This is a genomic window from Shouchella clausii (assembly GCF_002250115.1).
Classification (GTDB): Bacteria; Bacillota; Bacilli; order Bacillales; family Bacillaceae_D; genus Shouchella; species Shouchella clausii.
In genome coordinates, this window is record NZ_CP019985.1 from 1896940 (window position 1) to 1910198 (window position 13259).

General features: G+C 44.5%; 13 protein-coding genes. 11 read left to right on the forward strand and 2 right to left on the reverse strand.

The features are described from left to right. The 11 genes from BC8716_RS09160 (at position 1) to ssuE (ending at position 9578) form a co-directional block, all read left to right on the forward strand. Positions 1-1338, forward strand: a complete 1338-nt coding sequence (locus BC8716_RS09160) for an LLM class flavin-dependent oxidoreductase (RefSeq protein WP_094425048.1) — start codon at positions 1-3, stop codon at positions 1336-1338. 342 nt (positions 1339-1680) lie between these two features. Continuing rightward, on the forward strand, positions 1681-3018 hold the full coding sequence (locus tag BC8716_RS09165; RefSeq protein ID WP_094425050.1) for an LLM class flavin-dependent oxidoreductase: 1338 nt from the start codon (positions 1681-1683) through the stop codon (positions 3016-3018). 21 nt (positions 3019-3039) lie between these two features. After that, positions 3040-4047, forward strand: coding sequence for an LLM class flavin-dependent oxidoreductase (locus BC8716_RS09170; protein ID WP_094425051.1), 1008 nt, complete (start codon positions 3040-3042; stop codon positions 4045-4047). Positions 4048-4058: 11 nt separating this feature from the next. Continuing rightward, positions 4059-4889 carry a transporter substrate-binding domain-containing protein gene (locus tag BC8716_RS09175; protein WP_094425053.1) on the forward strand — a complete coding sequence of 277 codons (831 nt, stop codon included), beginning with the start codon at positions 4059-4061 and terminating at the stop codon, positions 4887-4889. A 45-nt stretch (positions 4890-4934) separates the two neighbouring features. Further along, positions 4935-5597, forward strand: a complete 663-nt coding sequence (locus tag BC8716_RS09180) for an amino acid ABC transporter permease (protein WP_094429211.1) — start codon at positions 4935-4937, stop codon at positions 5595-5597. Continuing rightward, a complete protein-coding gene (locus BC8716_RS09185) occupies positions 5597-6382 on the forward strand; it encodes an amino acid ABC transporter ATP-binding protein (RefSeq protein WP_094425055.1) in 786 nt (261 codons plus the stop codon). Before BC8716_RS09180 ends, BC8716_RS09185 begins: the two co-directional genes overlap by 1 nt. Further along, positions 6360-6929 (forward strand): GNAT family N-acetyltransferase, encoded by a 570-nt coding sequence (locus tag BC8716_RS09190; protein ID WP_157730387.1) that lies wholly within the window; start codon positions 6360-6362, stop codon positions 6927-6929. The genes BC8716_RS09185 and BC8716_RS09190 overlap by 23 nt, the downstream gene beginning before the upstream one ends. A gap of 44 nt (positions 6930-6973) precedes the next feature. Continuing rightward, the gene (locus BC8716_RS09195; protein WP_094425057.1) at positions 6974-7285 is read left to right on the forward strand and encodes a glutaredoxin family protein; all 312 of its coding nucleotides are present in this window, start codon (positions 6974-6976) and stop codon (positions 7283-7285) included. A gap of 5 nt (positions 7286-7290) precedes the next feature. After that, positions 7291-7902, forward strand: a complete 612-nt coding sequence (locus BC8716_RS09200; protein WP_094425059.1) for a GNAT family N-acetyltransferase — start codon at positions 7291-7293, stop codon at positions 7900-7902. Further along, entirely contained in the window at positions 7817-8977 is a 1161-nt protein-coding gene (locus BC8716_RS09205) for an amidohydrolase (RefSeq protein WP_094425061.1), read from the forward strand. Before BC8716_RS09200 ends, BC8716_RS09205 begins: the two co-directional genes overlap by 86 nt. Before the next feature lie 55 nt (positions 8978-9032). Then, the gene (ssuE, locus tag BC8716_RS09210; RefSeq protein WP_094425063.1) at positions 9033-9578 is read left to right on the forward strand and encodes an NADPH-dependent FMN reductase; all 546 of its coding nucleotides are present in this window, start codon (positions 9033-9035) and stop codon (positions 9576-9578) included. Positions 9579-9879: 301 nt separating this feature from the next. Here ssuE and BC8716_RS09220 read toward each other — a convergent pair whose 3' ends face one another. Further along, entirely contained in the window at positions 9880-11175 is a 1296-nt protein-coding gene (locus tag BC8716_RS09220; RefSeq protein ID WP_094429212.1) for an LLM class flavin-dependent oxidoreductase, read from the reverse strand. Between the two features lie 63 nt (positions 11176-11238). Further along, on the reverse strand, positions 11239-13251 hold the full coding sequence (locus BC8716_RS09225; protein WP_094425067.1) for an ABC transporter ATP-binding protein: 2013 nt from the start codon (positions 13249-13251) through the stop codon (positions 11239-11241). Positions 13252-13259: the final 8 nt, after the last annotated feature.

Below are 13259 nucleotides of genomic sequence, written 5' to 3' on the forward strand. Positions count from 1 at the left end.
ATGAGCAAGCAAATGAAGCTCGCTGCTTACTTGATTGGAACAGGGATGCACGTAGCCTCATGGCGCCATCCTGATGCAAAGCCTGGCGCCAGTATTGATGCTCGTTATTATCAAGAATTGGCGAACATCGCCGAGCAGGGAAGATTTGATATGGTTTTTTTAGCAGATAGTCTTGCCGTGAATGGGGATTCACACCCAAATATCCTTAACCGGTTTGAACCATTTATTTTGCTCGCTGCACTCGCTGAAGCGACATCATCAATTGGACTTGGCGCCACTGCATCTACTTCTTATACAGAACCATATAATTTGGCGAGACAAGTGGCATCAATTGATATGCTCTCTGGAGGACGGGCAGGGTGGAATGTTGTAACAACGGGTGATGCGACTGGGGAAACGGGACTCAACTTTAGCCGCACCGAACATTTCTCCCATCGTGAAAGATATGAGCGAGCAGAGGAATTTGTTGATGTCGTAAAGGGGTTATGGGATTCGTGGGAAGATGACGCATTTGTGTTTGATAAAAAAGAAGCAGTCTTTTACGATCCTGACAAACTCCATGAACTAAACCATCAAGGCCGCCATTTTCAAGTGAAGGGCCCTTTAAATATTGCGCGATCTCGCCAAGGACAACCGGTAATAATTCAAGCTGGTTCGTCAGAGGCAGGGCAGCAACTGGCTGCGCGGACTGCAGAGGTTGTCTTTTCCCATAAAGACAATTTGAAAGCAGCAAAAATGTTCTATCGTCAGTTAAAAAGTCGACTCGCGCAATTCGGAAGAGAACAAAATGAGCTTGTGGTTTTGCATGCAGTTGCTCCCATCATTGGTGCTACCGAAGAGGAAGCACGAAGAAAACACGCGGAACTTCAAGCGCTCGTTCCTCCAAGAGTGGGGCTCCGCTTTTTATCAGGGTATATGGGCAATGTCGATTTTTCGAAGTACTCGCTTGATACTCCGGCAAAAGAAATCGTGTTTCCTGAAGTAAACGGCATCAAAAGTCAATTTGACGAAATGAAACGAATTATTGAAGAGGAAGATTTACGTGTTGGTGATTTGTATGAGCGCTTTACGAATTCAGCTAGGGTTGATGAATTTGTTGGTACACCAACGCAGGTGGCCGACGCGTTGGAACGTTGGTTCAAAGAGGGTGCTGCTGATGGGTTTATGCTGCAAGTGCCTCTTTTACCAAGCGGACTCGAAGATTTTATTAACGAGGTTGTCCCCATTTTACAAGAACGTGGCCTCTTTCGAAAAGAGTACACGGGTAATACGTTGCGGTCCCATCTAGGCTTAAAAAAACCGACAAATCGATTTAGCACATATCAGACACTGACTTGAAAGCTAGTGTGAAAGCAGAAAGGCAATTGCTGTTGCCTTTCTTGCTTTATTTTAGAGAATAGGGGAACACAGTCAGTGAAAATATTGCGGCAAAGGAACGAATTCACAATCACTTATCTTTGGCTTGATTTGATCTCGTTAACAGATTGCTTACGAATTTGATAAAAAAACAATGGAACCAATAAAGAAAGTCGTGGGCTGATACGTTTTTTCTATCATTGCAGTTATTGACGCGCCCTTCTTTGCAAAGTAACATGAATAACAAGTTAATATTACAAAACACATCGTTTTAGTTGGTTTTTGGTGTTCTCATGTTTACATTAAAGATAGGAGTGCAAGCTTATGAGCAAGCAGAAAAAAATGAAAATTGGAACAATGTTAAATGGATCAGGTCAAAATATATCTTCGTGGCGGCACCCACGGGCTGTAGCAGATGGGAGCATTAATATCGACCATTATCAACAACTGGCGCAAAAAGCAGAACAAGGGAAGTTGGATTTTTTATTTATCGCAGATGGACTTTATATTACGGAACAAACAAGGCCGAATTTACTTAACCGATTTGAACCGGTCACTCTTATCACGGCACTGGCCAGAGAAACTTCACATATAGGAGTCGTGGCTACATTGTCCACCTCTTACAGCGAACCATACACTGTCGCGCGCCAGTTTGCTTCAGTTGATCATTTGAGTGGTGGCAGAGCGGGGTGGAATGTTGTGACTTCCCCGCTTGAGAAATCAGCGGCCAATTATAACAAAGGTGCACATCCAGAACATGATTTGCGTTACAAGATGGCAAAAGAATATTTGCAAGTCACGCGTGGACTTTGGGATTCCTGGGAAGAAGACTCTTTCATTCGGAATAAACAAACCGGGGAATTTTTTAATAAAGAGAAGTTACACAAATTGAACCATAAAGGTGAATTTTATAGCGTAGAAGGTCCATTAAATATTGGACGACCGCCTCAAGGCTACCCATTGCTTTTCCAAGCCGGTTCCTCTGAAGCAGGAAGAAACTTTGCAGCAGCGGAGGCAGACGCCGTCTTTACTCGCCATTTAACTTTAAAAGAAGCTAAGCACTTTTACCAAGATGTGAAGAGACGGGCGGAAAAAGAGGGAAGAGATCCAGACACCGTCTTGATTTTTCCGTCCATTTCGACCTTTGTGGGAGCGACGAAAGAAGAGGCTGAAGCGAAATTTAAGGAAGTCTCTGAGTTAGTAGATGAACAAGCAGCACTTGATTATTTAGGGCGCTATTTTGACCACCATGATTTTAGCCAATATCCGCTTGACGGACCGTTCCCTGACGTAGGCGATTTAGGGCGAAATGGTTTTCAAGCGACTTCTGATCGAATTAAACAAATTGCTAAGAAAGAGCATTTAACATTGCGGGAATTGGCCTTTCGAATAACGACGCCTAAAGATGAGAACATTTTTATCGGTACACCGGAGGAAGTTGCTGATTTAATGGAACGCTGGTTTATAGAAGGGGCAGCTGATGGGTTTGTATTAGGAAATCAAATCCTGCCTGAGGGACTAAATGATTTCGTTGATCTTATTGTACCGGTTCTACAAGAAAGAGGCTTGTTTAAAAGAGAGTATGAAGCAATTACATTGCGTGGGCATTTTGGATTATCTAAGCCAAAAAACCAATTTGTAAATACAAAATCAAAACTTTAAAAGGGAAGGAGCGTGTTAGAGATGAGGCTTAGTGTTCTTGACCACACGCCTATTAATGAGGGTGAGTCTTCACAAGCTGCGTTTCGGCGTACGATCGCACTTGCTGGAAAAGCAGAAGAATGGGGGTATCATCGATTTTGGCTATCGGAACACCATTTTTCAAGCGAATCTGTCGGCACTGCTCCAGAAATCGTCATTGCTCATTTATTAGCGAAAACCAACTACATTCGACTTGGTTCAGGCGGAGTGATGCTTCAGCATTACAGTCCATACAAAGTAGCGGAGCAATTTCATGTGCTTGATGCGCTCGGCCCTGGTAGGGTTGATCTTGGAATTGGCAGGGCGCCTGGAGGCTTGCCATTGTCAACGTTAGCGTTGCAAGCACAACAAGATGGCACATCGGCTTCGCTAAATGAAAAGCTGCAAATCCTCCTCTACTTTCTGCAGGATAACCTACCTGAACAGCATCCGTTATATGGGTTACGGGCATTGCCAGCTCCATCTGCTCCAATTCCTGTATTTACGTTAGGAACCAGTCAAAGCAGTGCTGAACTTGCTGCTCGTTCGGGTACTGCTTATGTATTTGCGCAGTTTATTAATAGCGATGAAACGGAACTCAGCCGAGCTCTTGAATCGTATCGGAAAGAATTTGACATTGGGGCTGGACAAAGAAGCCCGTATGTAATTGCAGCCGTTTCTGTCGTTGTTGCTGATACAGATGAAGAAGCGCAAATCCTCGTCAGCAGTGATAAAAACTATCGAGTAACGCTCGAAGATGGGAAAAAAATAAATGTGGGTCATTTAGACAAAGCGAAACAATTTATTCGTGAATCAGGTCAATTGGGGACGATTGAAGTCAGTGAGAAGAAAGTTTTTGCTGGAAAGCCAGAAAACGTGCGCGATGAATTGTATGCCTTTCAAGAGGAAACGGGGATCGATGAGCTGATGATTGTCACGAAAGTAAAGGATCAGAATAAACGGATGCGCTCGTTTCAGCTTCTAGCCGAAGCCATATTAGCCAATGTTTAAGGAGAATAGCGATGAAAAAACGTTTTTTAATACAAGGGGTTTTGGTCTGGCTCTACTTAATCGCTGGGTGCAGCTCGGCAGGAAGTGGGGAGGAACGTCCAGGGAACCAAGGCGTACTTGACGAAGAGAGACAAGATCATGTCATTCGGGTAGGGACGAGTGGGAAAACGATTCCTTCTACCTTCTATGATGAAAAGAATGAATTGGCTGGCTACGATATTGACGTAATTAATGAGATTGCTGAACGAGCTGGATTTGAGGTCGAATACACTGTTGCCGATTTTAGTGGCTTATTTGGCTTGATTGAAAGTAATCGAATTGACACGATTGCCAATCAGGCGGAGGTCACTGAAGAGCGGGAACAAAAATTTAATTTCACAGAACCATATGTGTATTCGGCTTGGCAGCTTGTTGTCCGTGAAGACGATGATTCAATTCAATCCTTAAACGACTTGGATGGGAAAATAATAGCTCAAGGTCTTGGAACGGCAAAAGAACAATACTTGGAAGAATTTCAGGCAGAGCATGGTCAAAACTTTACGCTTGAATCGTACGAAGATAGTGACGGCATTTTTTTAGATATCGTGAACGGACGCATTGATGCAAGCTTAGTCGATTATCCGAGTGGGCTTTTTAAAATTGAAAAATCGGGCTTGGACTTAAAGTACGCTGGAGAACCTTTTGCGCCAACGGTTTTTGCTTTTCCATTTAAAGAAGAGAATGATGACTTGCGTCAGCTTTTTGATGAAAAGTTGGCGGAGATGAAAGCTGACGGAACACTAAAGGAGTTGTCAGAAAAGTGGTTTGAACTTGATATAACCGAACCGCTGGTCATCAAGTGAGGTGAATAGAAAGGAGCGCCGAGTGTGAACTTCGATTTTACGTACATGTTAGAAATGTTTCCGATCTTATTGCCATACGTGCCAATGGTGTTAGGCATGTCCGTTATTGCAACGGGTTTAGCGATTATTCTTGGATTAATTCTCGGGGTTATTACAAAAAACAGAGTTCCGATTTTGTATCACATATCGCTTGTATTCATTTCCTATTTTCGTGGTACCCCATCGCTTGTACAAATTTTCATTTTTTATTTTGGGTTGCCTCAACTCTTCCCCCAATTGTTATTTATTAATGGCTTTACGGCTGTGATTATTGCTTTAAGTTTGCGAAATGCGGCTTATTTATCCGAAGTGTTTCGTTCAAGCCTAACGGCGGTAGAAAAAGGACAGTTAGAAGCTGCTCTATCTGTTGGCATGAGCAAAGGGCAGGCACTAAAACGAATTGTGCTTCCACAAGCCATTCGAACAGCGGTACCACCAACTGGTAATTTTTTTATTATGATCATTAAAGAGACTTCCTTGGCTTTTACAATTGGTGTGACAGATATGTTTGCCCAGGCAAAATTATCTGCCGCGTCGAGTTACAATTTTTTTGAAAGCTATGTGGCCGTCGCCCTTATTTATTGGGCTTTAACCGCTCTTTTTTCCTTTTTGCAATCACTCTATGAGCGGAGAATCGATAAGCCATATGAGCGGGGGGTGTCTATTTAATGTTGGAAGTGGTGAACGTGAGTAAGTCTTTTCAAGGGATGGAAGTGCTTAAAAATATTGATTTTAAGGTAGAGCAAGGAGAGGTCGTAGCGATTATAGGCCCTTCAGGTGCTGGAAAATCAACATTGTTGCGTTGTCTTAATTTTCTGGAACGTCCTGACAAGGGGACGATTGAAATAGGCGGACAAAAGGTGAACGCTGAGAAACCATCTAAAAAGGATATTTTTCGTTTACGCCAACAAAGTACAATGGTTTTTCAACAATACCATTTATTTAAAAACAAAACCGCGCTTGAAAATGTAAGCGAGGCGTTAATTGTCACTAAGAAAATGAACAAACGAGAAGCAGAAGTGATTGGAAAAGAGCTGTTAGACGAGGTCGGTCTTTCTTCAAAATACAATCATTATCCGGTGGCATTGTCGGGAGGACAACAACAACGAGTAGGCATTGCCCGTGCTCTAGCCCTCAATCCGAGTGTGATTCTCTTTGATGAACCTACATCTTCCCTAGATCCAGAGTTAGTAGGGGAGGTTTTGCAAGTGATCCGCCAATTGGTTTTCAACAAAAATCAAACGATGCTTATTGTCACCCATGAAATGAATTTTGCTCGTGATGTCGCGGATCGGGTTATTTTTATGGCTGATGGGGTGATTGTGGAGGAAGGAACAGCCGAGGAACTATTCACAAACCCTGAACAGGACCGAACACAACGTTTTTTGCAACAGTTTACGCTCCAACAAGGGAAAAAAGGTGGGAGAGAGAATGAGCCAGTTTCGTTTGGCTAATGAAGCAGATGCAGAGCAATTGCTTCATTTGACTCGGCGTGCTTATCAACCGATTCGAGAGTTAGGCATTCATTTTTCAACAGCGCACGCCGACCTTGATTATGTAAAAAAGAACATCAACGAGAATTTATGCTACGTCTTTGTAGGAGGAGAAGGAGTCATTCAAGCATCAGTGTCTGTGCGCTTGCCTTGGAGCAGCAATCCCGGTCCACTTGGCCTACCCCATATTTGGTGGTTTGCAGTCGACCCGATAAACGGAAGGAACGGCATCGGTAGCTCGTTATTGTCATGGTGCGAGAGAGAAGTGGTGCATACCCAGTTAAAAAGCCCGGCGGTTTCATTGGGAACTTCAAACGCTCATCCGTGGTTAGTCGATTATTACAAACAAAGAGGCTATCACGTGGTAGAGGGATTGCAAAATGGAAAACGTCCGGATGCTGTTTTTATGAAAAAAAAGTTTAGCTATAAGGAAGAGGCTCTAGAAATTAAAGTGAGGCGCCCTATACAAGAATGGAAAATCATTGACGGGCATTCCTTAGTGGAATGATGTAGTGCATGTATAAAAAACAGTTTCTAAAGGAGGAACAAAGCATGTCAAATAACGTTTCCATTATCGTGTGGTCCAAACAAGGATGCCATTATTGCCAAGAGGTAAAGGACTATTTAGAGGGGCAGCAACTCGCTTACCAAACGATTGATGTGACAAATCAGGATGATCGAAGGGATATTTTAGAAGCAAAATATGGTATTCGCCATGTACCAGTCGTTGAGATAGGAAAAAATGAGGTTTACAAGGGCATTACGCAAATCGGGTTGTCCCACTTGGAGGAGGCACTTGCTCCTTCCTTTTTGGCGAACGAAACGGTGAAGGAGCTCGTGGGAAAGAAGATGACAAAGGAGTGACGCAAATGCCTCAACCAATCACCATTCGTGCATTTACAGTCGCTGATAAGGACGAAGTGCAACAGCTTTTAATCGAGAGCTACAGCCAGTATGAAGCCGTATTTAGAAGCCCGGAAGCGTGGTCAGAGTATGTCATGACAATGAGAGCATCTGTTGATAATCCAAACGTCGAGCGCATATTGGTTGCTACAAAGGGGCCCAACATTGTCGGGACGGTGCAACTATTTGAATCAGGAGATAAAGCGTATCAACGGCCAGGACTTGTAATCAACCACCCGGTTATTCGTTTGCTTGCTGTTCACCCAAACGCAAGGGGGCAAGGTGTAGCGCAACGACTTATTAAAGAAAGTTTGAAAATCGCCACGGCAAAAGGGGCAGATTATCTTTATTTGCATTCCGGTGACATCATGAGTCAGGCAATCAAATTGTACGAGTGGCTAGGCTTTAAACGAGACGAATCGAAGGAATTTTTGAATGGCGAGTCCCTTGTAAAGTGTTTTCGTTTTGACTTAAAGAAGGAGTGTGGACGATTTGACGAAACAGGAGCTGGAAAAACGATTAATCGAGATTCGCAGGCATTTGCACCAGCATCCAGAGCTGTCAAAAGAGGAGTTTGAAACAACGAAGTCGATCACGGGCTGGCTGCTTGAAAAGGACATTGAGATCCGGCAAACCTCATTGCCAACTGGGGTTTTTGCGGAGATCAAAGGCGGAAAGCCTGGCCCGACGATTGCCATTCGCGCTGATATTGATGCGTTACCCATTCAAGAGCAGACTGGTCTGCCGTTTGCTTCATTAGCGGAAGGCAAAATGCATGCGTGCGGCCATGATTTTCATACAGCTGCTTTAATCGGTGCCGCTTATTTGTTGAAGGAAGAGGAAGAACAGTTGACAGGAACAGTTCGGTTCTTGTTTCAACCAGCAGAAGAATCAGGCGCAGGAGCAGAAAAGGTGATAAACGATGGCCAGTTAGAAGGTGTGGACGCTATCATAGGCTTGCATAATAAGCCAGATTTGCCTGTGGGCACTGTTGGTTTAAAAGACGGGCCATTAATGGCAGCAGTTGATCGTTTTAAAGTGGTGGTAAAGGGCGTCGGTGGGCATGCGGGTCTGCCACAAAAAGGCCATGACCCGATCGCAGCAGCTGCTCAACTGGTCACAGCGCTACAGACAATTGTCAGCCGTGATACGTCACCATTAGAGAATGCTGTTGTTAGTGTTACAAAAATCACAGGAGGAAATAGCTGGAATATCATCCCAGAGGATGTTACGTTAGAAGGCACGGTGCGTACGTTTGATTCAGCTGTGAGGCAGCATGTGAAGGAGCGTTTCTATCAGATTTCAGAGTATATTAGCCAAGCCTTTCAAGTTGAGTCAGCTGTTAAGTGGTATGCGGGGCCACCTCCATTAGTCAACGATCCAGTGATTACTGATATAACGAGAGCGGCTGCACGATCACTTCGGCTGACGGTGGTGAATCCAGAACGTTCCACAGCTGGAGAAGATTTTTCGTATTTTTTGCACCAAATCCCAGGCTCGTTTGCTTTTTTTGGGACGAATGGCGCCGAAGATTGGCATCACCCGTCCTTTACAGTAGATGAAACAGCACTCATAAAAGCAGCATATTACCTATTTAACAGTGGCAAAGAATTGCTTAAACATGTCCAAGTTCGTGAGGGTGTGTTGGGCTAGGTAAATTAGGAGAAAGGCCGAACGAACAATTAGAAGGAAGGATCGGTGAGGATCGATGCCAAACGTTGCGATTATCTATGGGGGCAATAGCCATCAATCACGATTAAAAGGATTGTATCAAAAAACGGAATCCTATTTTAAAAAGGAAGGATTTAGCACAGAGGCGATTTTTGTTCATGAGTTGCCTGCCGAGGATTTGCTTTCAGCCAATTATGCAAGCGAAGCGATCGCACAAGCAAATGCAAAGGTTGCGAATGCTTCAGTTGTGGTTGTACTAACCCCAGTGTATAAAGCAGCCTATTCTGGTATATTGAAATCATACTTAGATTTGCTTCCGCAAAAGGGGCTTGAAGGAAAAGCAGTTCTTCCGCTTGTGCTTGGAGGGTCATTTGGACATTTGCTCGCCATCGACTATGCTTTAAAGCCAGTCCTTTCTTCCTTAGGAGCAACAACGATTTTAAGTGGCGCTTACGTACTTGATACTCATATCGAAAAACTAGGGAACGAGCAATTCTTTATTACAGCAGAGATTGACGAGCGTGTTGATCGAGTGTTGAAGCTGGCAAAGGAAGAATCGACCCGGGCGCTACGTGCGTATTAAAATGATTGAAACACCGACTCTCGACTTGGAAGGAAGCTACTTCGCCCTTGGATAGGGTTGTATTGTAGACAAAAATGGAGTGAGTAAAAAGTGATTCACTTCTATTGCCTGAAACGAATAGAGCGCTCTCTTTGCCTACAGTGTGAAGAGGGTGCTTTTCTGAATAAAGGTTTCATCATTGGAGTGAATGGAAAGCAACATAAAATGAGGAATCATATTAATTTGTACGGGGTTGAAAAAATAGGAGAACCTAAAGATGATTATGTAAGTGACAAGGGGGGCGATAAAGCCCCTCCTTATACTATTGTGTTTTACGAGCAGCATACCTGCTTTGTTTAAACGGTAGACCGAGATTGTCGCGTAACGTGGTGCCAGGATATTCGGTTTGGGCAATGCCGCGCTCCTGCAAGATTGGTAGTACCTTTTTAATGAAAAGATCCAAGCCATCATTGAGCAGCGGTGAACCAAAAATAATGCCATCACAGGCCCCGGAGAGAAACCATCTTTCGATCTCATTGGCGACATGGAGGGGCGTGCCAGAAAAGCTACTCCGTGGTGTTGTTGCTTCAAGCGCGACTTCGCGCAATGTCTTTCCATGTATTCGTGCGTCTCTCTTAATTTGGTCTGTCGTTGAGCGGAAATTCTCAGACCCAATGTCGCCAATATCTGGGAATGGCTCATCCAATGGAAACTGGCTAAAATCATAGTGGTCGAAGTAACGACCTAAATAATGAAGCGCTGCTTCAATGGAGCTCCCATTTCGTAAGGCGGCATATTTTTCCTCGACTTCTTCTTCCGTGTTGCCGATAATCGGACCAATGCCGGGTAAAATTAAAAGATCCTCTGGCTTGCGGCCATACGAAACAGCTCTGTTTTTAACATCTTGATTTAAAGCTTGTGCGTCTTCGACCGTTTGATGATTTGTAAAGACCGCATCTGCTGTCTTGGCAGCAAGCTCTCTTCCTGCGTTTGAAGAACCGGCTTGAAAGACAACAGGTTGTCCTTGCTTGGAGCGTTGGATGTTTAAGGGTCCTTCTACTTGAAAATGCTTCCCGACATGGTTTAAGGTGTGCATTTTCTCTGGATCAAAGTACGTGCCGCTTTCCCGATCAAATAAAAATGCATCGTCCTCCCATGAATCCCACAATCCTTTAACGACTTCAAGGTGCTCCTCAGCAATCTCGTATCGCAATGAATGATTTGGAAAAGAGCCCCTGCTATGGTTACGGGCAGCGCCGGAAGAAGGCGAGGTAACGACATTCCATCCAGCACGCCCGCCGCTAATCAAGTCAAGGGAGCCAAATTGTCTAGCGACTGTGAATGGTTCCGAGTAAGAACTTGACAGGGTTCCGACCAAACCGATATGGGAAGTGGTAGCTGCTAAGGCAGAAAGAATCGTAAGTGGCTCAAAGCGATTCAGAAAGTGGGGCAAGACATCTTTGTTAATTGATAAGCCGTCTGCGACAAAAGCAAAATCGAATTTTGCCTGTTCGGCTTTTTGGACAAGTTGCTGGTAATGGCTTATGTTCACACTGGCGTCTGCAGGACCGGATTCATGTTTCCATGAAGCCATATTTCCTCCAGCTCCGTGAAGCATGAAGCCGATGACAAGGTGGCGTTTTGACAATTCAATCTCCTCCAATACAGTAGTATCTTCTTCTTAGAGAGGGTAATGGCAAGCAACAAAATGGTCTTCTCCAAGTGGTAGGAGAGATGGGTGTTCGGTTCGACATTTGCGATCAGCATAAGGACAACGTGTGTGAAACCGGCAGCCAGCCGGTGGGTTAATTGGTGAAGGGATTTCTCCATCAATCGCTGCATGAACCCGTTTTTGTGTTGGCTCAAGTTTTGGGTTTGATGCGATAAGCGCCTTCGTGTACGGGTGGGCAGGCGCATTAAAGATTTCTTCGCTTGGACCGATTTCAACCATTTCTCCTAAGTACATGACGCCAATTCGATCTGAAATGTAACGAACGACATTGAGCCCGTGCGCGATAAAGAGATACGTTAATCCATATTGTTTTTGCAAGTCGCGTAACAAGTTTACAATTTGGGCTTGGACGGAAACGTCAAGCGCAGACACAGCCTCATCTGCAAGGATAAAGGACGGTTCTAACGCGATGGCTCGGGCAATGCCAATTCGCTGGCGCTGACCGCCTGAAAATTCATGGGGGTGGCGAGCTGCGCAGGCAGGGTCAAGGCCAACAGCAGAGAGTAAGTGTTCCACGCGTTGTTGTCGTTGTTTCTTAGATAATTTTTGGTGGGTTCGGAGCGGTTCGGAAATAATGTCAGCTATCGTCCAGCGTGGATCAAGTGAACCGTATGGATCTTGGGAAATCATCTGCATATTTTGGCGAACGGCCCGTAGCTTGGCTGATTTAAATTTTGTTAAATCTTCATTTTGGAACATTACCTCTCCCTCTGTTGCATTTTCCAATTGCAAGAGCATTCGCCCTAAAGTCGACTTTCCGCTTCCTGATTCTCCAACTAAACCAAAGGTTTCTCCTTTTCGAATCGAAAAGCTGATGTTATCTACAGCACGAATTCGTTTAGATGATTGAAAGAACATCGGTCCATTCACACGATAATGTTTACTGACATTCTTCAATTGGAAAAGCAGTTCGTTTTTGTTGATGGAGGCGTTTGCCACTTGAGTAGAAACTTCTGGAATCACCTCCAACGGGGATGACTTTTGCTCAGTAAGAAGGACTTCCGTATGCCAGCAAGCAACCTCACGTCCCTTTTTTTGCTCAAGTGGTGGGACCTCCGTGCGGCAACGATTGGTCGCATGAGGACACCTTGGATGGAAGAGACACCCAGATGGCAAGTTTGACAAACTAGGAATCGCTCCGGCAATCGAATAAAGCCTGGTGCGCTCGTTTTGCTCCATCGTTGCGACGGATTGAAGCAAGCCTTGTGTATAGGGGTGCATAGGTGTTGCGAATAAGTCCACAGTGGTAGCTTGCTCCACCACTTTTCCTGCGTACATAACGACAATGCGATCAGCAATTTCAGCAGCAATGCCTAAGTCGTGAGTGATGAGAAGAATCGACATATTGAATTCTTGTTTTAGCTGTTGCAACAATAACAAGATTTGAGCCTGGATGGTCACATCCAGAGCAGTCGTTGGTTCGTCGACGATTAAAAGTTCGGGCTCACAGGAGAGTGCCATCGCAATCATCGTGCGCTGTAGCATGCCTCCAGACATTTCGCCAGGATATTGTTTCATCCTCAAGGCCGGTTCTGGAATTCCAACTTTTTCAAGCAAACGAATCCCTTGTTCCCATGCTTTCTGTTTGCTCATACGCTTATGTCTAAGAATCGTTTCGGCAATCTGAAAGCCAATTGTATAAACAGGATCAAAGGCAGACATCGGTTCTTGAAAGACCATCGCTATCTTATTGCCACGCAGGTCTCGCAGTTCTTTAGGGGTTAATTCGGCGATGTTTTGGTTGTTAAAATAAATGTGTCCACCTGTAATGATGCCTTGCTCGTAATCAATTAAGCGCATGATCGCTTTTGAGGTAACCGTTTTGCCACTGCCCGATTCTCCAACAAGGCATACCGTTTCTCCTTTATTAATGGAAAGGGAGACATCGTTTAAAACAGGCAAGCGACGGTTTTTATTCTCAAACGCAACGTCAAGGTGCTGGATGTCTAATAGACTAGGCATAACCGACC